The organism is Phaeovulum vinaykumarii (assembly GCF_900156695.1).
Taxonomy (GTDB): domain Bacteria; phylum Pseudomonadota; class Alphaproteobacteria; order Rhodobacterales; family Rhodobacteraceae; genus Bieblia_A; species Bieblia_A vinaykumarii.
On sequence record NZ_FTOM01000003.1, the window covers coordinates 77,939 to 101,611 of the forward strand.

Below are 23,673 nucleotides of genomic sequence, written 5' to 3' on the forward strand. Positions count from 1 at the left end.
CCCGATCAGATCAGTTTGCCAAGCGCGACGGCGGTATCCGCCATGCGGTTCGAGAAGCCCCATTCGTTGTCATACCAGGTCAGGATGCGGACCATGCGGCCTTCCATGACCTTGGTCTGATCCATGTGGAAGATCGACGAATGCGGATCGTGGTTGAAGTCCGAGGACACCAGCTTCTCGTCGGTGTAGCCCAGGATGCCTTTCATCGGGCCGTCGGCGGCGGCGCGGATGGCGGCGTTGACTTCCTCGACCGTGGTGTCGCGGGCGGCTTCGAAGACCAGATCCACGACCGACACGTTCGGGGTCGGCACACGGATGGCCACACCGTCGAGCTTGCCCTTGAGTTCGGGCAGCACCAGACCCACGGCCTTGGCGGCCCCGGTCGAGGTCGGGATCATGCTCAGGCCGGCAGCGCGGGCGCGGTAGAGATCCTTGTGCATCGTGTCCAGCGTCGGCTGGTCGCCGGTGTAGCTGTGGATCGTGGTCATGAAGCCCTTGGTGATGCCGATGGCGTCATTGAGCGCCTTGGCCACCGGCGACAGGCAGTTGGTGGTGCACGACGCGTTCGACACGACCATGTCGGCGGCGGTCAGGGTCTCGTGGTTGACGCCGAAGACGATGGTCTTGTCGGCGCCGTCGGCCGGGGCCGAGACCAGCACACGCTTCGAGCCGTTCTCGAGATGCAGCGCGGCCTTGTCGCGGGCGGTGAAGATGCCGGTGCATTCCATGGCGATATCCACGTCGCCCCAGGGCAGCTCCTTGGGATCGCGGATCGCGGTCACCTTGATCGGGCCGCGGCCGACGTCGATCGTGTCGCCCGAGACGGTGACGGTGGCGGGGAAGCGGCCGTGCACGCTGTCGTAACGCAGCAGGTGGGCGTTGGTCTCGACCGGGCCGAGATCGTTGATGGCGACGACCTCGATATCGGTGCGGCCCGATTCCACGATGGCGCGCAGCACGTTGCGGCCGATGCGACCAAAGCCGTTGATGGCAACTTTAACGGTCATTTTCTCTCTCTTCCCCTCGTCAGATCATGGCTTTCGCCTTGGCCACGACGGCCTCGGCGGTGATGTTGAAATGCGCATAGAGCGCGGGCGCGGGCGCCGAAGCCCCGAAGCCCGTCATCCCTATAAAGCCGTCTTCCCGCCCGAGGAAGGCATCCCAGCCCATGCGCAGGGCCGCTTCGATGCCGATCCTGGGTCCATCGCCCAGAACCGCGGCGCGATAATCCTCGGGTTGCGCGGCAAAGGCCTCGAAACAGGGCGCCGAGACGACGGCGGCCTCGATCCCCTCGGCCGACAGCATGTCCGCGGCCTTCATGGCGATCTCGACCTCGGAGCCTGTGGCGATCAGCGTGATCTGCCGGCCTTCGGGGTCGCGCATCAGATAGGCGCCCTTGGCGGTCAGGTTCTCGGAGGTATGCGCGGTGCGCAGCGTCGGCAGGTTCTGGCGCGACAGCACCAGCATCGTGGGCGTCGTGCGCGAGGTCATCGCCATTTCCCAGGCCTCGGCGGTCTCGACCGCATCGGCGGGACGGATCACCGACAGGTTCGGGATGGCGCGGCTGACGGCCAGATGCTCGACCGGCTGGTGGGTCGGGCCATCCTCGCCCAGGCCGATCGAATCGTGCGTCATCACGTAGATGGCGGGCACGCCCATCAGCGCGGCCAGGCGGATCGAGGGCCGGCAGTAATCCGAGAAGACGAAGAAGGTGCCGCCATAGGGCTTGAAGCCGCCATGCAGCGCGATCCCGTTCATCGCCGCGGCCATGCCGTGTTCGCGCACGCCGTAGTGGATGTAATTGCCCGAGAAATCATCGGCCGTGACCGATTTCATGCCCTTGGATTTCGTCAGGTTCGAGCCGGTCAGGTCGGCCGAACCGCCGATGCTGGTGGGCACGGCCGCGTTGACGACATCAAGCGCCATCTGGCTGGCCTTGCGGGTGGCGACCTTGGGCGCCTCGGCCGACAGCTTGGCCTTGTAGGCCTCGATCGCGGGGCCAAGCGCGGGCACGGCGCCGTCCTGGGCGGCCTCGAATTCGGCGCGATGGGGGCTGGCGGCCAGGCGGCCCTGCCAATGGGCATGCGCCTCGGCGCCGCGCCGGGCGATGGCGTGCCAGCCCTCATAGACCTCGGCCGGGATCTCGAAGGGTTCCCAGGTCCAGCCCAGGAAGGCGCGCGCGGCGGCGATCTCCTCGGCGCCCAGCGGCGCCCCGTGCACGTCATGGCCGCCCTGCTTGTTGGGTGCGCCAAAGCCGATGATGGTGCGGCAGGCGATCATCGAGGGGCGCGGATCCTGACGCGCGGCCTCGATCGCGGCGGCGATGGCTTCGGGGTCGTGGCCGTCGCAGGCCTGCACATGCCAGCCCGAGGCCGCAAAGCGCGCCATCTGGTCGGTCGAGGTGGCCACCTCGGTGTCGCCGTCGATGGTGATCTTGTTGTCGTCCCACATCACGATCAGCCGGCCCAGCTTCATGTGGCCGGCCATGTCGATCGCCTCGTGGCTGATGCCTTCCATCAGGCAGCCGTCCCCGGCGATCACATAGGTGTAGTGATCGACCAGATCGTCGCCGAAGCGGGCATTGGCCAGACGTTCGGCCAGCGCGAAACCCACCGAGGTGGCGATGCCCTGACCCAGCGGGCCGGTCGTCATCTCGATGCCCTCGGCATGGCCGTATTCGGGGTGGCCGGCGGTGCGCGCACCCATCTGGCGGAAGGCGCGGATCTGGTCCATGTCCATATCGGCATAGCCCAGAAGATGGTTGATCGCATAGATCAGCATCGAGCCATGGCCGGCCGACAGGATGAAGCGGTCACGGTCGGCCCATTTCGGCGCCGCCGGGTCGATCCGCATGAAGCGGTTGAACAGCACCGTCGCCACATCGGCCATGCCCATCGGCATGCCGGGGTGCCCGGAATTGGCCTTTTGCACCGCATCCATCGCCAGGGCGCGGATGGCATTGGCCATCAGTTTCTCGTTCGGGGTCACGTTCATCTGCATGGTTTCCTCACGCGCGCTTGCTGTCCCGGACCAGCCGCTCGATCAGCGGGGTCAGGATCAATTGCATGGCCAGGTCGAGCTTGCCGCCCGGAACGACGATCGAATTGGCGCGGCTCATCCAGGAACCGGCGATCATGTTGGTCAGATAGGCAAAGTCGATGCCGCGCGGGTTCTTGAAGCGGATCACCACCAGGCTTTCGTCGGCGGTGGGGATCCAGCGCGCCACGAACGGGTTCGAGGTATCGACCACCGGCACCCGCTGGAAGTTGATGTCGGTGCGCGTGAACTGGGGCGTGATGCAATGCACATAGGCATGCATGCGGCGCAAGATCACGTCGGTGACGGCTTCGGTCGAATAGCCGCGGGTGGCGCGGTCGCGGTGGATCTTCTGGATCCATTCGAGGTTGATGACCGGCACCACCCCGATCTTGAGATCGGCCAGCGCTGCCAGGTTCACCTCGTCGTTCACGACCGAGCCGTGCAGCCCCTCGTAGAACAGCAGATCGGTGTCATCCTCGAACGGGGTCCATTGGGTGAAATGGCCGGGCGGGACGCCGTATTTCTCGGCCTCGCGGGCGTCGTGGACATAATGGCGGGTGCGGCCCTTGCCGGTCTCGCCATATTCGCGGAAGACGTTTTCCAGTTCCTTGAGGTCATTGGCCTCATAGGAGAAATGGCTGAAGGTATAGTCGCCCTCGGCATAGCGCCGGTCCAGCTCGGCCTTCATGTCGGCGCGGTTGTAGCGGTGGAAGGCGTCGCCCTCGATCGAGACGGCGTTGACGCCTTCGCGGCGGAAGATCTGGTCGAAGGTGTGCTTGACCGTGGACGTGCCGGCGCCGGACGAGCCGGTGACCGAGATGATCGGGTGTTTCTTGCTCATGGGTTCCTCCCTCCCTCAGCTCCGGAACAGGCCGCGGGTATTGAACAGCGCCGAGGTCTCTTCCTCGGGCAGGTCGTGATAGGCGACGACGCGGGCAACCTTCGACGCCGAGCCGAAGACGAAGGGCGTGCGCGCATGGAGCGCGTCGGGCAGGGCCTCGAGGATCGGCTCGGCGCCATCCGTGGCCCCGCCGCCCGCCTGCGTCACCAGAAACGCGATGGGGGCGCATTCGTAGACATGGCGCAGACGACCGCGGGCATAGCCCTTCCGGTCATCGCCCGGATAGAGGAAGATGCCGCCGCGGGTCAGGATGCGATGCGTCTCGGCCACCAGCGAGGCGACCCAGCGCATGTTGAAATTCTTGCCGCGCGGCCCCTCGGCCCCGGCGACGCAATCGTCGATGAAGGCGCGCACGGGATGCGGCCAATGGCGATAGTTCGAGGCGTTGATCGCATATTCGGTCGTGTCCTCGGGGATCGCCTGCGGCGCGGCCACGCGGCGGAAGCTGTGGGTGTCGGGGTCAAGCACCCACATCACCACGCCATCGCCGAAGGTGCACACCAGGCAGCATTGCGGCCCGTAGATGATATAGCCGCCGGCCAGCTGTTCGGTGCCCTGACGCAGGAAGCTTTCGTTCGGATCCTCGAGCGACGGGAAGATCGAGAAGATCGTGCCGATCGACACGTTCACGTCGATGTTGGACGACCCGTCCAGCGGGTCGATGGCCAGCGCCAGGCTGCCGGTGTCGTTGAGCGCGACCACCTCGTCCTGCTCCTCGGAGGCGTAATACCGCACCTCCGACCCCGCAAGCGCCTCCATGAAGGCCTCGTCGGCAATCACGTCCAGCGCCTTCTGGCCGTCGCCCCCCATGTTGACGCCGCGGGCTTCGGCCAGGTTCATGTCGATCCCGTTGCGGGCAATGGTGCGCGCCAGATCGACGCCGACCCGCGCCAGGCGGGTCATAACATCGCCAAGGGCAGGGGGCAGGGACAGGCCCGTCAGATCCAGTGACATCGTTTCCTCCTGTTGGCCCGGCGCCATCCGGGTTTCGGCTTGGGCCGGCGAACGGGTCCGGTAGGGCGGTCGCGCCATCCGGACCATGCGGCTGGCGGCACCATTAACGGCTTGTTGAGCGAATTGAATTCGAATAGCGTGAACTCGTATTCAAAAATTCTGAAATCCATGCGGACCGACGCCCTCACCCTCAAGCAGATCCGTGCCCTTACCGCCGTCGCCCGCGAGGGGTCGCTCTCGGCTGCGGGTGCAGCATTGGGCCTGACCACCCCGGCCATTCACGCACAGATAAAGGGGCTCGAGGCCGCCTGCGGCACGCGCGTTCTTCGCCGCAGCGCAGCAAACGGGCGCTCGGAACTGACCGAGGCCGGCATGGTCGTGCGCGCCGCAGCGGTCAAAATTGATGACGCTTTGTCGCAGATTGCCTCCGATCTGGGCGCTTTGGAAAAAGGGCGGGCGGGCCGCGTGCTGCTGGGGGTGGTCTCGACGGCGCAATATTATGCGCCGCGCCTGATGAAACAGCTTCAGGATTCGTGTCCGGGGATCGATGTCGTGCTGCGCATCGGCAACCGCGAGGCGATCATCGCCGGGCTTGAACGCGGCGCCTTCGACCTGGCGATCATGGGCCGCCCGCCGCGGCGCCCGGCGGTGGTGGCCGACCTCTTGGGGCCGCATCCCCACGGGATCATCGCCGCCCCCGACCATCCGCTGGCCGGCGAAAGCTATATCGGCCGCGACGCGTTGCTGGCGCAGACCTTCCTTGCGCGCGAGGACGGTTCGGGAACACGCATCCTGATGGGGCGCTGGCTCGATCGGGTCGCCCCCGGCCGCGCCGTCGAGACGATCGTGATGGACGGCAACGAACCGATCAAGCAGGCGGTGATGGCGGGCCTTGGCGTGGCCTTCGTGTCGCTGCACACGGTGGTCGAGGAATTGGGCGCGGGGCGGCTGATCCAGTTTTCCGCGCCGGGCCTGCCGGTGGTGCGCCACTGGTTCCTGGTGCGCCCCGATGTCGAGGCGCCACGGCCCGTTGCGCTGCGCCTGGCCGAGGCGATCCGCGCCCTCAACGGCAGCTTCCTGCCGCGGATCGCGGCGCCGGGGCTGGCCGCGGCGATGCTGGCAGCCGACCCGTCAGCCCCGGCCGAGTGACGCAGCCCCCTGACGTCCCGCGGCCCGCCAACGCCCGGGGGCCTGCGCAGGCGCAATTGACCCGGCGCGGCTGCGGTGCAAGACTTCGCCGCACGACCGCCCCAGAGCGGCAGCCGGGCAGGGCGCCCGGACCCACACCCGGACGGAAGAACCGGGCCCCAGGAACAGGGAGGACAGGTCTCATGGCCACCGTCACAGCCCCCGCCGACCCCGAGGCCGATCCTCGGGTCAAGGCGGTGTTCGACGATATCCGCGCCACGCGCGGGACCGACTTCATCAACAATGTCTGGCGTTATCTGGCCTTTGATCCCGGCCTTCTGGAAACCACCTGGGCCGAGGTCAAATCGGTGATGGCCACGCCTTCGGCGCTGGACCCCAAGGTGAAGGAAATGCTCTATGCAGCTGTTTCCATTGCCAATGGCTGCGATTATTGCACCCATAGCCACCTGGCCGCCGCGCGGGCCAGGGGCATGAGCGCCGCGGAACAGGCCGATTTCTTCCGCGTGGTCGGATCGGCCGGCAAGACCAACATGCTTCTCAACGGGTTACGCGTTCCGGTGGATGCGGCCTTCGAGATGGCACAAGAAGACTGAGGCGGGGACAAGATGGCTTACGCAATGATGCTCGCGGCGCCGGGGGGCGTCGAGAATTTCCGGCGTGTCGAGATCGCGCCGCCCGAACCCGGCCCCGGCGAGGTGATGATCCGCCAGACCGCGATCGGGCTCAACTTCATCGACGTCTATTTCCGCACCGGCACCTATCCCTGGCCGGTCGCACGGGATCTGGTCACCGGCTCCGAGGGCGCCGGCGTGATCGAGGCGCTGGGCGAGGGCGTCGAGCACCTGACGATCGGCCAGCGCGTGGCCTATACATTCCCCGGCGGCGCCTATGCCAGCCACCGGACCTTGCCGGCCGAACAGGCCGTGCCGTTGCCCGATGTGATCACCGATGACATTGCTGCGGCGGTCATGCTCAAGGGGCTGACCACGCATTACCTGATACATCATTCTTACCCGGCAAGCCCCGGTGAAACCGTCCTTTTCCATGCCGCAGCCGGGGGCGTCGGCCTGCTGGCCGGGCAATGGCTCTCGGCCCGCGGGGTCAAGGCGCTGGGCACGGCGGGCGGGTCGGCCAAATGCGCGCTGGCGGCCGAACACGGCTATGCCCATGTCATCGACTACCGGGCACAGGATTTCGTGCGCGAGGTGATGGAGCTGACCGAGGGCCGCGGCGTTGCGGCGGTCTATGATTCCGTGGGCAAGGACACGCTGCTGCAATCGCTCGAGGTCTTGCAGACCTTCGGCACGCTGGTCGCCTTTGGCCAATCCTCGGGGATGTGCGAGGAATTCCGCATCAGCCATCTGGCGCGCGCCTCGCTGCGGCTGACGCGCCCGACGCTGTTTCACCATTCGCGCAACCGCGACTGGTTGCTCAAGGCCTCGGCGGACATGTTCTCGCTGATCGCCTCGGGGCGGCTCAAGATCGAGATCGGTCAGAGCTTTGCACTGGCGGAGGTGGGTCAGGCCCACGTCGCGCTGGAGGCCCGCGAAACCAGCGGCTCGACCGTCCTGCTGCCCTAGCTCGTTTACATAATACAGATTATCGGACAGAAACATGGGTAAAACGGGGGGCGCTCACTGTCCCCCGTTTTCCTGAAAAATCGCGCGTGCTCCTTTGATTTAAAAAGAAAATGCGCGCCCCTTTCGGAGCGCGCGCACCAGTCCCGGTGATGTCCTGCCCTGTTCAGGACCAGCCAAAGCGCTGCATCAGCGGCGCGCAGACTTCGGCCACCACATCGGCGAATTCGGGCGCCAGCGGGCTGAGACGCTTTTCCATGTTGATCGGCTGGTGATACTTGGGCGAGAACCACGGATTGCTGGCCACGACCGTCGTATCGGTATTCTGTTCGGCCCAGACGTTGTTCACGTCGATATCGTCCAGTCCTGTGAAGGCGCGCAGCTGCGCCAGCACGCCCTCGTTGGTCAGATCGTCATAGCGCAGCGCAAAGACCGCCTCACGCAGCACGTCGACATTGAGATGGGCATAGCTCTGCATGTATTCCGACGCGATCGCGCGCGCGGCCGCGGGGGTGAACGGCCGCCCCATCTTGCGCAGCACCTCCTGGCGCGAGCGCACCACATCCTTGGGGTTGCGCACCACGGTCACGAAACGCGCCTTCGGGCCCATGAGACGGTGCAGCCAGTAGAAGAGCGGCGTCATCAGCGGATCCTTGACCGTCAGCACCTGCGGATTGCCCATCACCTTCGAAATCAGCGCCAGCGAATGCTGGACATGTCCCAACATGTGCTGGCGGAAATCCTCGTGGGTGCGGAAGAAGGCATTGGTATGGTCATCCCAGTTCTGCATCCCCACCGCATAGGCATTGACGATGGGACGCAGGAACGACACCTCGGGGCAATAATCATTCGCCTTGGCCGAGGTACACAGCAGCGCATGGGTCACCGTCGTGCCGGAGCGCGGCGCGCCCCCCACGAAGACGACCGGATTCTGAGCGTGGGTGTTCTGGCTGTTGTCAGACATGCATCTCTTCTCTTGTCTTCTCTTGTGTTCGCGTCTCGTGTTCACGCAGAGGGCGGCGCTGGACCTCATCGCCACCGCGGGCGCTTGGTACGTCGATTGACTCCTAGATAGGCCAAACCGCGCAGCGCCGCCAGCTTCCAGAGCCGCTGAAAGCCCTCTGAAACGGGATATTTGGCAGCGGATGTGGCATTAGCTCGACCAGGACACCGCCGCCGACAATGGCCGCAGCTTCGGGGGGATACCAGTCGATGCGGCGCAGGTGGCGTTCCAGCTCGGCGCGGGCTTCGGGGGTTGCAAAGCAGCCCTCCCATTCATCGCCCCGCTGGCGGAGGCCCTTGTGGGAATTGGCCCGGTCCTGGCGCAGCACCTGCCAAGGCTGCTCCAGGCGCATTCCGCGGGAATTGTAGAGATCGTCCGGACCGATCCAGGCGTGATAGCTGCACGCAGGCTGCGCCGCCGCGGGCGCTGCCAGAAGACCCGCCAGCACCACGGCCAGCGACCGACGCGGAATGCCCATCTGCGATCCTCCTGCACCCGCAGCAGCCGCCCCCACGGGCGACGGCCTCAGGTTATCACGTCGGGGTCTTCGCGGCCAGTGAAGCCCTCGATGCCCACGATCGCCTCGGTGGCGCGGATCAGGTCGGACAGGGCCTCCTGCGGGTCGCGGTCCAGACCCTCGGGGCCCGGCGCGTAGCGTTCGTAATAGACGCGCAAGGTGGCGCCTTCGGTGCCCGTCCCCGACAGCCGCAACACCACGCGCGAACCGCCCTCGAAGAGGATGCGGAACCCCTGCCCCTGCGACACCGACCCGTCAATCGGATCGGTATAAGCGAATTCGTCGGCGGCAGCGACCACCAGCCCGGCCTCCGCGCGCCCCGGCAGGCCCGACAGCTCGCCGCGCAGGATGCTCAGCATCAGGTCGGCGATGTCATTGGGCAGGCATTCGTAATCGTGGCGCGAGTAATAATTGCGGCCGTATTCCTCCCAGTGATCGGCCATGATCTCGGCCACCGACTGGCCGCGCACCGCCAGGATGTTAAGCCACATCAGCACCGCCCAGAGCCCGTCCTTCTCGCGCACATGGTCCGAGCCGGTGCCAAAGCTTTCCTCGCCACACAGGCTGACGCGGCCGGCATCCATCAGGTTGCCGAAGAACTTCCAGCCGGTGGGCGTCTCGTGGCATTCGATGCCGCGCGCTTCGGCCACGCGGTCGACCGCAGCCGAGGTCGGCATCGAGCGCGCCACCCCCTTCAGCCCTCCCGCATAGCCGGGGCAGAGATGGGCATTGGCCGCCAGAACCGCCAGGCTGTCCGAAGGGCTGACATAGACGCCGCGCCCCAGGATCATGTTGCGATCGCCATCACCATCCGAGGCCGCGCCGAAATCGGGCGCCGCGGGGCCCATCATCTCGGCCATCAGCTCATGCGCCCAGGTCGGGTTCGGGTCGGGATGCATGCCGCCGAAATCGGGCAGCGGGGTGGCATGGACCACGGTGCCCGCGGGCGCGCCCAGCCGGCGCTCGAGCAGCTCGACCGCATAGGGGCCGGTGATCGCGTTCATCGAATCCATCCGCATGCGGAAGCCCGATGCGAACAGGCCGCGGATCGCGTCGAAATCGAAGAGCGTCTCCATCAGATCGGCATAGGCCGCGACCGGGTCCACCACCTCGATCGCCATGCCGCCCAGATCGGCGGTGCCCTGCGTCTCAAGATCGGGCGCACCGCCCTCGAGGATCAGATAGCCGTCGATTTCCTGGCTGCGGGCGTGGATCGCCGCCGTCACGGCTTCCGGGGCGGGGCCGCCATTGGCCATGTTGTATTTGACGCCGAAATCCTCGTCCGGGCCGCCGGGGTTGTGGCTGGCCGAGAGGATGATCCCGCCGTCGGCCTTGCGCTGGCGGATCAGGTTCGAGGCCGCGGGCGTCGACAGCCAGCCGCCCTGCCCCACGATCAGCCGCGCCGCGCCATTGGCCGCGGCCATGCGCGCGATGATCGCAGCTGCCTCGCGGCCGAAATAGCGCCCGTCGCCGCCCAGGACCAGCGTCTTGCCGGAAACGCCCCCCACGGCATCGAAGGTGGCCTGAACGAAATTCTCCAGATAATTCGGCTGCATGAAGACGCGGGTCTTCTTGCGCAGGCCCGAGGTGCCGGGTTTCTGCCCCTCGAAGGGGGTCGTGGGCGTGCGGGTCATGGCGCGTCCTTTCCTAGTGCTCGGAAATGAATAGCTGAACCGATTGCGCGGCCACAAGGGTATCGGGCGCGGCATGAGCGCGCTCGGGGGCGTCGGGGGTGGCGGTGTCGAGCGCCAGGCGCCAAGTGCCCTCGGGCATCACCTGACGCGCGGCCGCGCGGCCGGCGTTGAAGATCAGGAAGGCTGCGCCGGGCAGATCCTCGGGGGCTTCGGCCGCGCCGCGGATCTCGACGGCCAGCATGTGGCCTTCGGGGTCGTGCCAATCCGCGCCATGCGGCTCGCGCCCGTCGGGCAGGCGCCAGATCACGTCGCGCTGCCCGTCAGGCCGCAGCCGGGCATGCAGATACCACCGCTGCCCCAGCACCGGGTGGCGCCGACGCAACGCCACCACCCGCGCGACGAATTCGACCAGCGCGGGATCGGCCGCCTCCCAGTCGATCCAGGTCGTTTCGTTGTCCTGGGCATAGGCGTTGTTGTTGCCGCCCTGGCTGTGGCCCATCTCGTCACCCGCCAGCAGCATCGGCGTGCCTTGCGAGAACATCAGCGCCGCGAGCATCGCGCGCTTGCGGGCGTCGCGGGCGGGCTTCAGCGCCGGATCGGGGCCTTCGGTGCCGAAATTGTCGGAAAAATTCTCGGAATGGCCGTCGCGGTTGTCCTCGCCATTGGCGGCATTGTGCTTGCGGGAATAGCTGACCACATCTTCCAGCGTGAAGCCGTCATGCGCGGTCAGCAGATTGATCGACGAGGTCGCCGCGCGTCCGGGATGGTCGAAGACCTCGGCACTGCCGGCCACGCGCCGCGCCAGTTCCGCCCGGTCGCCGTCGCCACGCCAGAACCGCCGCATCCCGTCGCGGAAGCGGTCGTTCCATTCGGCCAGCGGATGCGGGAACCCCCCCAGCCGATAGCCCCCCGGCCCCACGTCCCAGGGCTCGGCGATCAGCTTGACGCGGGCCAGAACCGGATCCTGACGCAGCGCCGCCAGAAAGGCCGCATGGGGCGAGAAGGCGCCGCGCTTGCCGCGGGCCAGCGTCGTGGCCAGGTCAAAGCGGAACCCGTCCACCCCCATCACCCGCACCCAGTAGCGCAGGCTGTCCATCACCATCCGCTGCACCATCGGATGGCTGAGATCGAGCGTGTTGCCGGTGCCGGTGTCGTTGATGTAATGGCGCCCGTCGCGCAGCCGGTAATAACTGGCGTTGTCGAGCCCGCGGAACAGGATCGTGGGGCCGCGCTCGTCGGCCTCGCCCGAATGGTTGAAGACCACATCCAGGATCACCTCGATCCCGGCGGCGTGGAACCGCTCGACCATGGCGCGGAATTCCCACAATCCGCCCTGCGCCAGATAGCGCGGCTCGGGGACAAAGAAGCCGATGCTCTGATAGCCCCAGTAATTGACCAGCCCCTGACGGACCAGAAAGCGGTCGTCAAGAAAGGCATGGACGGGCAGCAGCTCGACCGCGGTCACGCCCAGACGGGTCAGATGCGCCAGGATCGGTTCGGAGGAGATGCCCAGATAGGTGCCGCGCAGCTCGGGCGCGATGCCCGGATGACGCGCGCTCAAGCCCTTCACATGCGCCTCGTAGATCACCGTGTCGGCCCAAGGGTGGCCCGGCCCCGTGCGCGGCGCCGCGGGCATCGGCGCACAGACCACGGATTTGGGCACATAGGGCGCGCTGTCGCGGGGATCGAAGCTCAGGTCCGCCTGCGCATCCCCCATCCGATAGCCCATCAGCGCATCATGCCAGACCAGCCGCCCCGAAAGCTGGCGCGCATAGGGGTCGATCAGCAGCTTGGCGGGGTTGAAGCGATGCCCGGCCTCGGGGGCATAGGGGCCGTGCACACGAAAGCCATAGCGCGTGCCGGGCATCAATCCGGGCACGAAGCCATGCCAAATGTCGCCGTCACGTTCGGGCAGGGTCAGCCGCGTCTCGGTGGTGTCGAAAAGACACAGCTCGACCCGCTCGGCATGGGCGGAAAACACTGCGAAATTAACGCCTTCGCCGGTGAAATGTGCGCCCAGCTCATGCGGGTTTCCAGGCCGGATCGTCAGGTTCAACGGGCAATGCTTTCGTAAAGCCGGGCATAGCGCGCCGCCGAGGCCGCCCAGCCGAAATCGGCCGCCATCGCGCGCCGGACCATGGCCTTCCAGGTCGGCGTGTCGGCATGGAGCGCGACCAGCTTGCGCAGGGCCTGGCGCAGCGCCAGCGTGTCGACGGGGTGGAACACGACCCCCGTCGCCGCCCCCGCGGCCAGGGTGGCGGGCGTCGCCCCGATCACCGTATCGGCCAGCCCCCCGGTCGCGGCCACCACCGGGATGGTGCCATAGCGCAGCCCGTAAAGCTGGGTCAGCCCGCACGGCTCGAACCGCGAGGGCACCAGAACCGCATCGCCCCCCGCGAACATGAGGTGACTCAGGTCTTCGTCATAACCTATTCTGACCCCTACCCTTTCCGGGAAATAGCCCGCAAGGCCGCGCATCGCTTCCTCGGCCCAGGCATCGCCCGAGCCCAGCACGCACAGCCCGCCGCCCTGCGCCACGAAGTCACCCGCGGCCTCGGCCACCAGGTCGATACCCTTTTGCGGGGTCAGCCGCGAGATCAGCACCGCCAGCGGACCGGGCACGTCGCCCAACCCGAATTCCTTCAGCAATGCCTTGCGGTTCTTGGCCTTTCCTGACGTCTTGCGCGCAGAAAAGGGCGTAATGGAGGTGTCGGTTTCCGGGTTCCAGATCTCGGTGTCGATTCCGTTCAGGATGCCGTGCAACTGGCCCGCGCGGGCCGCGATCACCCCTTCCAGGCCCAGTCCGAATTCGCCGCGCATCAATTCGTCGGCATAGCGCGGCGAGACGGTGGTGATCGCATCCGCACAGGTCAGACCCGCCTTCAGCGTCGAGATATTCCCCCAATATTCAACACCATCCGCGTTGAAGCTTTCAGGCGGAAGGCGCAGCGCGCCCAGCCGGTCGGGGCGCGCATGGCCCTGAAAGGCGATGTTGTGGATGGTCATCAGGCTGGCCACGCGTTCGGCCCCGCCGTGCCAGCGCAGATAGGCCGGCGCCAGTCCGGTCTGCCAGTCATGGGCATGCAGAACCTCGGGCCGCCAGCCCTCGGCATCGCCATCGCGCGCGATCGACGCCGCGGCATGGCTGAGCGCGGCAAAGCGTTCGGCATTGTCGCCGAAATCGCGCCCCTCGACCGAATAGGGCCCGCCCGCCCGGTCAAAGAGATGCGGCGCCTCGAGCACCAACACATCCAGCCTGCCGTGACGGCCCGCAAGCACCCGTCCGGGGCCACCGAAAAGATCATCTTCGGCCCAGACCTGCTTGATATCCTTCAGCTTATCCAGAACGCCGCGATAGGCGGGGATCAGCACGCGCATCTCCCAGCCCTCGGGCGCCAGCGCCGCGGGCAGCGCCCCCACCACATCGGCCAGCCCGCCGGTCTTGATCAGCGGCACGCATTCCGAAGCAACCGACAGAACCTTGCGCATCCCTCTCACTCCAGCATCGCGGCGCGCCGGTCCAGCATGGGCTGCGTGATCAGCACCACGCCGCCCTCGCTGCGCCGGAACCAGCGCGCGTCTTCCTCGGGGTCTTGCCCCACGACCAGCCCCGGCGGGATCACCACGCCCCGGTCGATCACGCAGCGCGTCAGCTCGGCCTTGCGCCCCACCTGCACGTAAGGCAGCGCCACGACGTGATCGAGGCTGGACCACGAATGCGCCCGCCCGCCGGTGAACATCAGCGAATTGCGCACCTCGGCCCCCGACACGATGCAATCGCCCGCGATCAGCGACGAGACCGCCGAGCCGCGACGCCCGTCCTCGTCGTGGATGAACTTGGCCGGCGGCACGATCTCGGCATAGGTCCAGATCGGCCAGGCGTTGTCGTAAAGGTCGAGCTTGGGCGTGAAATCGGTCAGGTCGATATTGGCCTGCCAGAAGGCGTCGATCGTGCCCACGTCGCGCCAATAGGGTTCGGTCTCGAGCCCCGAGGTCACGCAGCTTTCCGAGAACAGATGCGCCATCGCCTTGCCGTTGCGCACGATGGCCGGAATGATGTCATGGCCGAAATCATGGGTCGAATTCGGGTCTGCGGCATCGCGGATCAGCAGGTCGCGCAGGAAGGCCCAATCGAAGACATAGATCCCCATCGAGGCCAGGCATTGATCGGGCGCACCGGGCATGCCGGGCGGATCGGCGGGCTTTTCCAGAAAGCGCGTGATGCGCCCCTTGGCGTCAACCTCCATCACCCCGAAGGCCGAGGCATCCGCCCTGGGCACGGTCAGGCAGCCGATGGTGACATCCGCGCCCGAGTTCACGTGCTCTTGCAACATCACCTCGTAATCCATCTTGTAGACGTGATCTCCGGCCAGGATCACCACATAGCGCACCTGATAATCGTCCACGATGTCGATGTTCTGCGTCACCGCGTCGGCGGTGCCTTGATACCACTGGCTTTCCGACACGCGCTGGCTGGCCGGCAGGATGTCGAGATATTCGTTCCGTTCGGCGCGAAAGAAGCCCCAGCCGCGCTGCATGTGGCGGATCAGGGAATGGGCCTTGTATTGCGTGGCGATGGCCATCTTGCGGATGCCCGAATTGACCGCATTCGACAGGGCAAAGTCGATGATGCGGGTCTTGCCGCCGAAATAGACCGCGGGTTTGGCGCGCCGGTCGGTCAATTCCTTGAGGCGCGAGCCGCGCCCGCCGGCAAGAACGAAGGCCATGGCCTGGCTGGCAAGCCGCGTGTTGGGTCTGGGTTTCATGGCGACCTCCCGGTTCGTGTTCTTGTGGTTTCTTCTGTGGTTATGGGGCGTGTCTCGATCAGGCCCCTTCGGGTTCGAGCAGAAGTGCCGTCAGCGGCGGCAAGCAGATCTCGGCCCGGGCGCCGCCCTCGCCTTCCCGCGCCTCGATCCGGCCCATGTTGCCGCGATTGCCCCCGCCATAGGGGCCGGCGTCGGTGTTCAGGATCTCGCGCCAGGGGCCGGGCTGCGGCAGGCGCAGGGAATGGCTGCGCTCGATCGGGGTGAAGTTGACGACGAAGACAACGGGCGGCTGTCCCGGCGCGCGGCGCTCGAAGGCATAGACCGAATGTTCGGCATCATCGGCGTCGATCCAGGCAAAGCCCTCGGGGCGCCCGTCGCCCCAGGACATCGCCGGCCGGTCGCGGTAAAGGCGGTTGAGGTCGCGGATCAGGTCGCGCATGCCGGCATGAAGCGGATAATCGAGCAGGCTCCAGTCCAGCTGCCCCGCCTGCGCCCATTCCCGCACCTGCGCGAATTCCTGGCCCATGAACAGAAGCTTCTTGCCCGGATGCGCCCACATGAAGGCGTAGAAGGCGCGCAGGTTGGCGAATTTCTCCTCCCAACTGCCCGGCATCTTGCCCAGCATGCTGCCCTTGCCGTGCACCACCTCGTCGTGGCTGATCGGCAGGATGAAGTTCTCGGTCCAGGCATAGGAAGACGCGAAGGTCATCTCGTTGTGATGCCAGCGCCGGTGGATCGGCTCGCGCGCCATGTAGCGCAGGCTGTCGTTCATCCAGCCCATGTTCCACTTGAAGCCGAAGCCCAGCCCCCCCTCGTGGACCGGCGCCGAGACCTTGGGAAAGGCGGTGCTTTCCTCGGCCACGGTCATGATCCCCGGCGCGCCGCCATAGGCCGCGGCATTCATCGCGCGCAGGAATTCGATCGCCTCGAGGTTCTCGCGGCCGCCGTGGATGTTGGGCACCCATTCGCCTTCGGGGCGGGAATAGTCGCGGTAGAGCATCGAGGCCACCGCATCCACCCGCAGCCCGTCGACGTGATATTCCTCAAGCCAGTAGAGCGCATTGGCCAGCAGGTAATTGGCCACCTCGCGGCGCCCGAAATTGTAGATCAAGGTATTCCAGTCGCGGTGGAAGCCCTCGCGCGGGTCGGCATGTTCATAAAGCGCCGTGCCGTCGAAGCGCGCCAGCCCATGCGCATCGGTCGGGAAATGCCCCGGCACCCAATCAAGGATCACGCCCAGCCCGCGCTGATGGGCAGCATCGATCAGCCCGGCGAATTCCTGCGCCGTGCCGTGCCGGACCGTGGGCGCATAGAGCCCGACCGGCTGATAGCCCCACGAGCCGTCGAAGGGGTGTTCGTGGATCGGCATCAGTTCGATATGGGTGAAGCCCAGGTCGCGCACGTAATCGCACAGTGCCTCGGACAGCTCGTGATAGGACAGCGGGCGCCCGCCCTCCTCCATCACCCGCCGCCAGCTGCCCAGGTGCACCTCGTAGATCGAGATCGGCGCGTCAAAGCGGTTGGCGGCCTCGCGTCGGCTCAGCCAGTCGTGATCGCCCCAGCCATGCGTGCCCAGACGGCGCACGACCGAGGCCGTCAGCGGCGGATGCTCGGCGCCAAAGCCCACCGGGTCGGCCTTGAGCGGCAGAAGACAGCCGTCCGGGCCCTTGATCTCGAACTTGTAGCGCGCGCCTTCGCGGACGCCGGGCAGGAAGATTTCCCACACCCCGGTGGCGCCGCGGGCGCGCATCGGATGGGTCAGCCCGTTCCAGTGGTTGAATTCGCCCACGACCGAGACGCGCCGCGCCGCGGGGGCCCAGACGGCGAAATGCGTCCCCTCGACGCCTTCATGGGTGATCGGATGCGCCCCCAGCGCCTGCCACAGCCGCCGGTGGCGCCCCTCGCCGATCAGATATTCGTCGATCTCGCCCAGAACGGGGCCAAAGCGATAGGGGTCATCGAAATCCCACGCCCCCCAGGCACCGAAGCCGCGCAGCCGGTAGGCGCCGCCCTCGGCCCAAGGCCCGGGCCAGCGGCAGACGAAGAGCGCGGGGCCGACGCAGGTCATCTCGACCGGATCGCCGCCCGTTTCGGGCAATGCCCAGAGCTGCGCCGCGCCCGGCACCAGCGCGGCAATGCGCCAGCCGCCCGCGCCATCGGGATGCAGCCCCAGAACGGAGAACGGATCGGAATGACGCCCCTCGGCCAGTGCCTGCGCTGCGGCGGGATCGATGAGCGTCATGCAAACCTCTCTCTAAAGGGCCGAGCCGGTCTCCCAGATCTCGGACATGTAGCTGCGGATCGCGCGATCCGACGAGAAGAATCCCATCCGCGCCGTGTTCAGGGCAGCCATAGGCCACCAGCGTGACGGATCGGCGAAGGTTTCGTCAACACGCCTCTGTGCCTCGGCGTATGCGGCAAAATCAGACGCCACAAGGAAATAATCCGAATGCCAGATATTGTGGACCAGCCCGTGATAGCGCGTGGGATCATCGGGCGAGAAGCGCCCCTCGGCGATCATCTGCAACACGTCCTGCATCGGCTGGCTGGCCAGGATGGCGTTGCGCGCGTGATCGGGATCCTTGCGGACCTCGGCCACTTCCTCGGTGGTCAGGCCGAACAGGAAGAAGTTCTCGGCCCCCACGCGCGCGCGGATCTCGACATTGGCGCCGTCCAGCGTGCCGATGGTCAGCGCGCCGTTCAGCGCGAATTTCATGTTGCCGGTGCCCGAGGCTTCCTTGCCCGCGGTCGAGATCTGCTCGGACAGATCCGCCGCCGGCACCAGACGTTCGGCCATCGAGACGTTGTAATTGGCCGGATAGACCACCTTCAGCAAATCGCGCGTGAAGGGGTCGTTGTTCAGCACATTGGCCACGTCATTGATCAGGCGGATGATCTCCTTGGCGGCCATGTAGCCCGGCGCGGCCTTGCCGCCGAAGATCTTGACCCGCGGCACCCAGCCGGCGGTGGGATTGGCGCGGATGGCGTGCCAATGGGCGATCGTCTCGAGGATATTGAGAAGCTGGCGCTTGTATTCGTGGATGCGCTTGACCTGCACGTCAAACAGCGCGTCGGGATCGACCTCGAGCCCCTGGCTGCGCGCGATCCAGTTCGACAGCGCCACCTTGTTGGTGCGCTTGGCGGCGGCAAAGGCCGACAGGAAGCCCGCGTCGCCCAGATGCGCCTCAAGATCGACCAGCCGGTCCAGATCGGCCTCCCAGCCCGGGCCGATCGTGTCGGAGATCAGCCCCGACAGCGCAGGGTTGGCCAGCCGCAGCCAGCGCCGCGGCGTGATCCCGTTGGTGACGTTGAGAATGCGCCCCGGATGCAGCCGGTCGAGATCGGGAAAGAGGTTCTGGCGCACCAGATCGCTGTGCAGCGCCGAGACCCCGTTGACCTTGTGCGCGGTGATGAAGGCCAGATCGCCCATCCGCACCTCGTGGTGCTTGACGATCCCCACCCAATGCGGGCGCTTGGGGTGCTGGCGCAGGTGCCAGGCGTCGATTTCCTCGATGATCTGAAGATGGCGCGGCAGCACCGCCCCCATCAGGTAATGCGCCCAGCGTTCCAGCGCCTCGGGCAGAAGCGTGTGGTTGGTATAGCCCAGGCAGCGCGTGGTGATCGACAGCGCCGCCTCGAATTCCATCCCGTGCACATCGACCAGAAGCCGGATCAGCTCGGGACCGGCGATGGCGGGGTGGGTGTCGTTCATCTGGATGGCGACATGCGCGGGCAGATCATCCAGCGCAAAGCCGGCCGCCAGATGCCGGCGCAGGATGTCCTGGATCGCGGCCGAGGTCAGGAAATATTCCTGCTTCAGCCGCAATTCCTTGCCGGCATAGGTGGTGTCGTCGGGGTAGAGCACCCGCGCCAGCGTGCGCGCCAGCGTCTCGGGGGCGGCGGCGGCGGTGTAATCGCCGCGGTTGAAGCGCTCCAGATCAAAGAGCGTGGTCGGCTTGGCCGCCCAGAGCCGCAGCGTATTGGCCCAGGCGCCGCTCCAGCCCACGACGGGGGTGTCGTGGGCCTCGGCCAGGACCGTCTCGGCCGGGCGCCAGACGGCGCGACCGTCGACGCGGGTGACCTCGCCCTTGAAGCCGATCTCATAGCTGGCCTCGGGGCGCTCGAATTCCCAGGGGTGGCGCTGGGTCAGCCAATCCTCGGGGCTTTCGACCTGGCGGCCGTCGTCGAAGCGCTGGCGGAACAGCCCGTGCTCATAGCGGATCCCGTAGCCATAGCCCGGACAGCCCAGCGTCGCCATGCTTTCCATGTAGCACGCCGCAAGACGCCCCAGCCCGCCATTGCCCAGGGCCGCGTCGGGCTCGTCCTCGACCACGGCGCGGAAATCGACGCCCAGCGAGGCCAGCGCCGCCTCGGCCGCCGCATGCAGCCCCAGATTGATCGCGGCATCCTCGAGGATACGGCCGATCAGGAATTCCATCGACAGGTAATAGACACGCTTGCGCCCCTCGTCCCAGGTGCGGCGCGTGGCGGCGAACCAGGGTTCGACGATCCGGTCGCGGATCGCATGCGAGAGAGCCAGCCGCCAGTCATAGACCGATGCATGGGCGGCATCCTTGCCCATGGTATAGGTCAGATGGCGCAGGATCTCCGCGCGCAGGTCTTCGGCGGTGACGGGGGCAGTGTCTTTCACGGCAGGCTTCCCGGATGTGGCGCGTTGCCCCTTCTTCACCGCGCGAAGGGTGAGGCGTCAAGGCGCCCCGCGCTCACGCGCAAATCAATTTCGCGGCGTTGCAGCAATGGCTATGATCTGGGCAGGACCGCAGGAAAGAGGCTGGAATGACAGGCAGGCAACCGGGGCAGCGCATCGCGTTCCGCCCACAGGCAGGTGACGAATGGTGGCGCGGCGCGGTGATCTATCAGATCTACCCGCGCAGCTTTCTCGACAGCAACGGCGATGGCATCGGCGACCTGCCCGGCATCACCGCGCGGCTGGAGCATATCGCGGATCTGGGCGCGGATGCGGTCTGGATCAGCCCGATCTTCCGGTCGCCCATGGCCGACATGGGCTATGACGTGAGCGACCATTGCGACGTCGATCCGCTGTTCGGCACCCTCGAGGATTTCGACACCCTGATCGCGCGGGCGCATGATCTGGGGCTGCGCGTCATCCTCGATCAGGTGCTGTCGCACAGTTCGGACCAGCACCCCTGGTTTCTGGACAGCCGTCGCGGCGGGGCGCATGCCAATTGGTATATCTGGGCCGATGCGCGCCCCGACGGCAGCCCGCCCAACAACTGGCAATCGGTCTTCGGCGGGTCGGCCTGGCAATGGGATGCGGGCCGGCGGCAATATTACATGCATAATTTCCTGGCCGCACAGCCCGACATGAACCTGCACGAGCCGCAGGTTCAGGAGGCGCTTCTGGGGGCCGTGCGCTTCTGGCTCGAGCGCGGCGTGGACGGGTTCCGGCTGGACACGGTGAACTACTACTTCCACGACCAGGCGCTGACCGACAACCCGCCCGCGCGCCCCGTGCCCGGCCTGCGCTGGCCCCCGGTCGTGCCCTATGACATGCAGCGCCATCTGCACGACAAGACCCGCCCCGAGAACCTGGCCTTCCTGGAACGGCTGCGGGCGCTGGCCGACGCATACGGCGCCTGCCTGATGGGCGAGGTCGGCGAGACCGAGGGCCGCGCGCTCAAGATCATGGGCGATTATACCGCCGGCAACCGACGGCTGCACATGGCCTACAGCTTCGACATGCTGAGCCCGTTGTGCACCCCCGCCCATTTCCGCGACACGATGGCCGCCTTCTTCGCCGCCGCCCCCGATGGCTGGCCGGCCTGGTCGTTCTCGAACCACGACGTGCCCCGCCATGTCAGCCGCTGGGCCGCGATGGGCGCGCCCGAGGCCGTCGCCCGCCAGGCGATCGGGCTTCTGGTGTCGCTGCCGGGCACGATCGGGATCTATCAGGGCGAGGAACTGGGCCTGCCCGAGGCCGAGCTGGCCTATAGCGATCTGACCGACCCGGTGGGGCTGCGCTTCTGGCCCGACGACAAGGGCCGCGACGGGGCGCGCACGCCGATGCCCTGGGACGCCGCTCAGCTCCACGGCGGTTTTTCCACCGCCAAACCCTGGCTGCCGGTGACGCCGCCGCATCTGGCGCGCGCGGTCTCGACCCAGGGCCCCGACGGCACACTGACCGCCTATCGCACGGCACTGGCCTTCCGCCGCGCGCGCCCCGAACTGCGCCTGGGCAGCTTCGAGGCGCTGGACCTGCCCGACCCCGTGCTGGGCTTTCGCCGCGACGGGCTGACCTGCCTGTTCAACCTGTCGGCCGGGACGGTGACGCTGGACTGGCCCGACGCCCCGGTGGCCCAGGGCCCCGCGCAGGGCTGGCACTGGCTGGACGGGCAGCTGCGGCTGGACCCGAACGCCTGCCTGTGGTGCTGACCGAGAACGGCGCCGGGGCCCTGTTTTTGGGGGGCCTGCGGCGTTGGGGCCCCTTCAGCCCATCGGCAAGAGCACGATGAACCGGCTGCCGCGGCCCTTCTCGCTGTCGATCTTCATCCGGCCGCGATGGCGGGCGATGATGTGCTTGACGATGGCCAGCCCCAGCCCGGTCCCGCCCTTCTCGCGCGAGCGGTGGTTGTCGACGCGATAGAACCGTTCGGTCAGCCGCGGCAGGTGGATCGGGTCGATGCCCTCGCCGCGGTCGATCACCTCGATCTGGAGCGCGGGGCCGCGCAGCACCGGTTCGTGTTCGACCCGGCTCAGCCGCACCCGCACCTCGCCGCCCGAGCCGCCGTATTTCACCGCATTCTCGATCAGGTTGTGAATGACCTGCGTCAGCTGATCGGGGTCGCCCGGCACCGGCAACGGCGCCTCGATCCCCTCGGCATGCAGATCGACCCCGGCCTCGCGGGCCTGCGCGCGCAAGGTCATGAGCGAGGATTGCACCAACCCGACCACATCCACCCGCCCGGTGGGGCGACGGCGCTCCTCGGCCTCGACCCGGCTCAGCGACAGAAGATCCGCCACCAGCCGGTTCATCCGCCCCGCCTCGCGCGCCATGATGTCGAGAAACCGCTCGCGCGCGACGGGGTCATCCTTGGCCGCGCCCTTCAGCGTCTCGATGAAGCCCAGAAGCGCGGTCAGCGGCGTGCGCAGCTCGTGGCTGACATTGGCGACGAATTCGCGCCGGATCACCTCGGCATTCTCCTGCGCCGAGATGTCCTCGAAGACCAGCGCGGCATGGCTGCCCGAAAGCGGCGCCACCGACAGCTGGGTGACGATCTCGCCGCGCGCATCGCGCCCCCCGGCGATGGTCACGCGCACCTTGGCGGCGCGCCCCTCGCGCAGCGCACCTTCGACCGCATCGCCGATGGCGGGCTGGCGCAGGAAGGTCACGAAGGGCCGCCCCTCGGGGTTCGAGCCCAGCATCGCGCAGGCCGCCGCATTGGCCACGACGATGCGCTCGGCGCGCGAGACGACCAGCACCGCCAGCGGCACCGCCTCGGCCAGCGCCCGGATCTGGCTTTCGCCCGAGGCGTCATGCACGGCGGCGCCCTCCTTCGCTATGGCGTCGGGGCGGGGACGGGTTACTCTCCCGTGCATTGTAAACCATATCTTGCCATCTCGCTTGAGTCGCATTTCACGACATTATTAAATCCCGTTAGCCCTTGTGTGACGGCATCCGCATGACAGCCACGACAAAAAGTCGGGATTCTGGCATGATGTTACTGCTTTAGAGCACGAAGATGACAGGAGAGACATGACAAACGCCCCTCCTCCCGGCTCGAAGCCGGTGTCGGATCCGACCTCCGGGCCGCAACAGCGCCGCATCCTGGTGGTTGAACCCAACCAATCCCTGCCGGCCGCCCTGCGCGGGGTGAGCGGGGTCGCCGTGACCATCAGCCGGTGGCATGCGCTGGACGCCGAGCTGCTGGCACAGGTGAACCCGGATGTGGTGATGTGCCCGCTGTTCATGCCCGGCCATGACGTGATCGACCTGGCGCGGCGGCTGCATGACATGGGCTATCGCGGTGCGCTGCGCGCCTTCTGCTCCAGCGTGCCCGACCCCGACCTGATCCGGCGCGAGGTGGCCCATGCCTGCCCCGAGGTCAGCTTCGAGCTGATCGTCCTGAACCTCAACTGAGACCGCCAAGACCC

Annotated in this window: 18 protein-coding genes; 5 read left to right on the plus strand and 13 right to left on the minus strand. The window is 67.0% G+C overall.

The genetic code is table 11. The features are described from left to right. Positions 1–5: 5 nt before the first annotated feature. Genes gap through BW949_RS08470 form a run of 4 tightly spaced genes read right to left on the minus strand, consistent with a single transcriptional unit; the run spans position 6 to position 4,894 of the window. A complete protein-coding gene (gene gap / locus BW949_RS08455; RefSeq protein WP_076365088.1) occupies positions 6–1,007 on the minus strand; it encodes a type I glyceraldehyde-3-phosphate dehydrogenase in 1,002 nt (333 codons plus the stop codon). Between the two features lie 19 nt (positions 1,008–1,026). Continuing rightward, positions 1,027–2,994 carry a transketolase gene (tkt, locus tag BW949_RS08460; protein ID WP_235816250.1) on the minus strand — a complete coding sequence of 656 codons (1,968 nt, stop codon included), beginning with the start codon at positions 2,992–2,994 and terminating at the stop codon, positions 1,027–1,029. A gap of 13 nt (positions 2,995–3,007) precedes the next feature. Further along, a complete protein-coding gene (locus tag BW949_RS08465; protein WP_076365092.1) occupies positions 3,008–3,880 on the minus strand; it encodes a phosphoribulokinase in 873 nt (290 codons plus the stop codon). A gap of 15 nt (positions 3,881–3,895) precedes the next feature. Further along, positions 3,896–4,894, minus strand: coding sequence for a class 1 fructose-bisphosphatase (locus tag BW949_RS08470; RefSeq protein ID WP_076365094.1), 999 nt, complete (start codon positions 4,892–4,894; stop codon positions 3,896–3,898). Positions 4,895–5,062: 168 nt separating this feature from the next. On the opposite strand from BW949_RS08470, the gene cbbR reads away from it, so the two are divergent. From cbbR to BW949_RS08485, 3 genes are all read left to right on the plus strand, one after another. Then, the gene (gene cbbR, locus BW949_RS08475; RefSeq protein WP_076365096.1) at positions 5,063–6,043 is read left to right on the plus strand and encodes a LysR family regulator CbbR; all 981 of its coding nucleotides are present in this window, start codon (positions 5,063–5,065) and stop codon (positions 6,041–6,043) included. A 182-nt stretch (positions 6,044–6,225) separates the two neighbouring features. After that, positions 6,226–6,636, plus strand: a complete 411-nt coding sequence (locus BW949_RS08480; RefSeq protein ID WP_076365098.1) for a carboxymuconolactone decarboxylase family protein — start codon at positions 6,226–6,228, stop codon at positions 6,634–6,636. 12 nt (positions 6,637–6,648) lie between these two features. Then, positions 6,649–7,623 carry a quinone oxidoreductase family protein gene (locus BW949_RS08485; protein WP_076365100.1) on the plus strand — a complete coding sequence of 325 codons (975 nt, stop codon included), beginning with the start codon at positions 6,649–6,651 and terminating at the stop codon, positions 7,621–7,623. 163 nt (positions 7,624–7,786) lie between these two features. Here the strand turns inward: BW949_RS08485 and BW949_RS08490 are convergent, their stop codons facing one another. From BW949_RS08490 to BW949_RS08525, 8 genes are all read right to left on the minus strand, one after another. Further along, the gene (locus BW949_RS08490; protein ID WP_076365102.1) at positions 7,787–8,584 is read right to left on the minus strand and encodes a sulfotransferase family protein; all 798 of its coding nucleotides are present in this window, start codon (positions 8,582–8,584) and stop codon (positions 7,787–7,789) included. Between the two features lie 103 nt (positions 8,585–8,687). Beyond that, positions 8,688–9,101 (minus strand): hypothetical protein, encoded by a 414-nt coding sequence (locus tag BW949_RS08495; RefSeq protein ID WP_076365104.1) that lies wholly within the window; start codon positions 9,099–9,101, stop codon positions 8,688–8,690. 47 nt (positions 9,102–9,148) lie between these two features. Next, positions 9,149–10,774, minus strand: a complete 1,626-nt coding sequence (locus BW949_RS08500) for an alpha-D-glucose phosphate-specific phosphoglucomutase (protein ID WP_076365106.1) — start codon at positions 10,772–10,774, stop codon at positions 9,149–9,151. Between the two features lie 13 nt (positions 10,775–10,787). After that, positions 10,788–12,824, minus strand: coding sequence for a glycogen debranching protein GlgX (gene glgX / locus BW949_RS08505; RefSeq protein ID WP_076365452.1), 2,037 nt, complete (start codon positions 12,822–12,824; stop codon positions 10,788–10,790). A gap of 2 nt (positions 12,825–12,826) precedes the next feature. Then, on the minus strand, positions 12,827–14,263 hold the full coding sequence (glgA, locus tag BW949_RS08510) for a glycogen synthase GlgA (RefSeq protein ID WP_076365108.1): 1,437 nt from the start codon (positions 14,261–14,263) through the stop codon (positions 12,827–12,829). A 5-nt stretch (positions 14,264–14,268) separates the two neighbouring features. Then, complete coding sequence (gene glgC, locus BW949_RS08515; RefSeq protein WP_076365110.1) at positions 14,269–15,540, minus strand: glucose-1-phosphate adenylyltransferase; 1,272 nt, start codon at positions 15,538–15,540, stop codon at positions 14,269–14,271. A gap of 58 nt (positions 15,541–15,598) precedes the next feature. Further along, positions 15,599–17,782, minus strand: a complete 2,184-nt coding sequence (glgB, locus tag BW949_RS08520; RefSeq protein ID WP_076365112.1) for a 1,4-alpha-glucan branching protein GlgB — start codon at positions 17,780–17,782, stop codon at positions 15,599–15,601. Between the two features lie 12 nt (positions 17,783–17,794). Then, entirely contained in the window at positions 17,795–20,191 is a 2,397-nt protein-coding gene (locus tag BW949_RS08525; RefSeq protein WP_076365114.1) for a glycogen/starch/alpha-glucan phosphorylase, read from the minus strand. A gap of 146 nt (positions 20,192–20,337) precedes the next feature. On the opposite strand from BW949_RS08525, the gene BW949_RS08530 reads away from it, so the two are divergent. Next, positions 20,338–21,954 (plus strand): alpha-amylase family glycosyl hydrolase, encoded by a 1,617-nt coding sequence (locus BW949_RS08530; protein WP_076365116.1) that lies wholly within the window; start codon positions 20,338–20,340, stop codon positions 21,952–21,954. A 54-nt stretch (positions 21,955–22,008) separates the two neighbouring features. On the opposite strand, the gene BW949_RS08535 is transcribed toward BW949_RS08530, so the two are convergent. Further along, positions 22,009–23,061, minus strand: a complete 1,053-nt coding sequence (locus BW949_RS08535) for an ATP-binding protein (RefSeq protein ID WP_076365118.1) — start codon at positions 23,059–23,061, stop codon at positions 22,009–22,011. Positions 23,062–23,275: 214 nt separating this feature from the next. Between BW949_RS08535 and BW949_RS08540 the strand changes: the two genes are divergently transcribed. Beyond that, entirely contained in the window at positions 23,276–23,659 is a 384-nt protein-coding gene (locus BW949_RS08540; protein WP_143524427.1) for a response regulator, read from the plus strand. Positions 23,660–23,673: the final 14 nt, after the last annotated feature.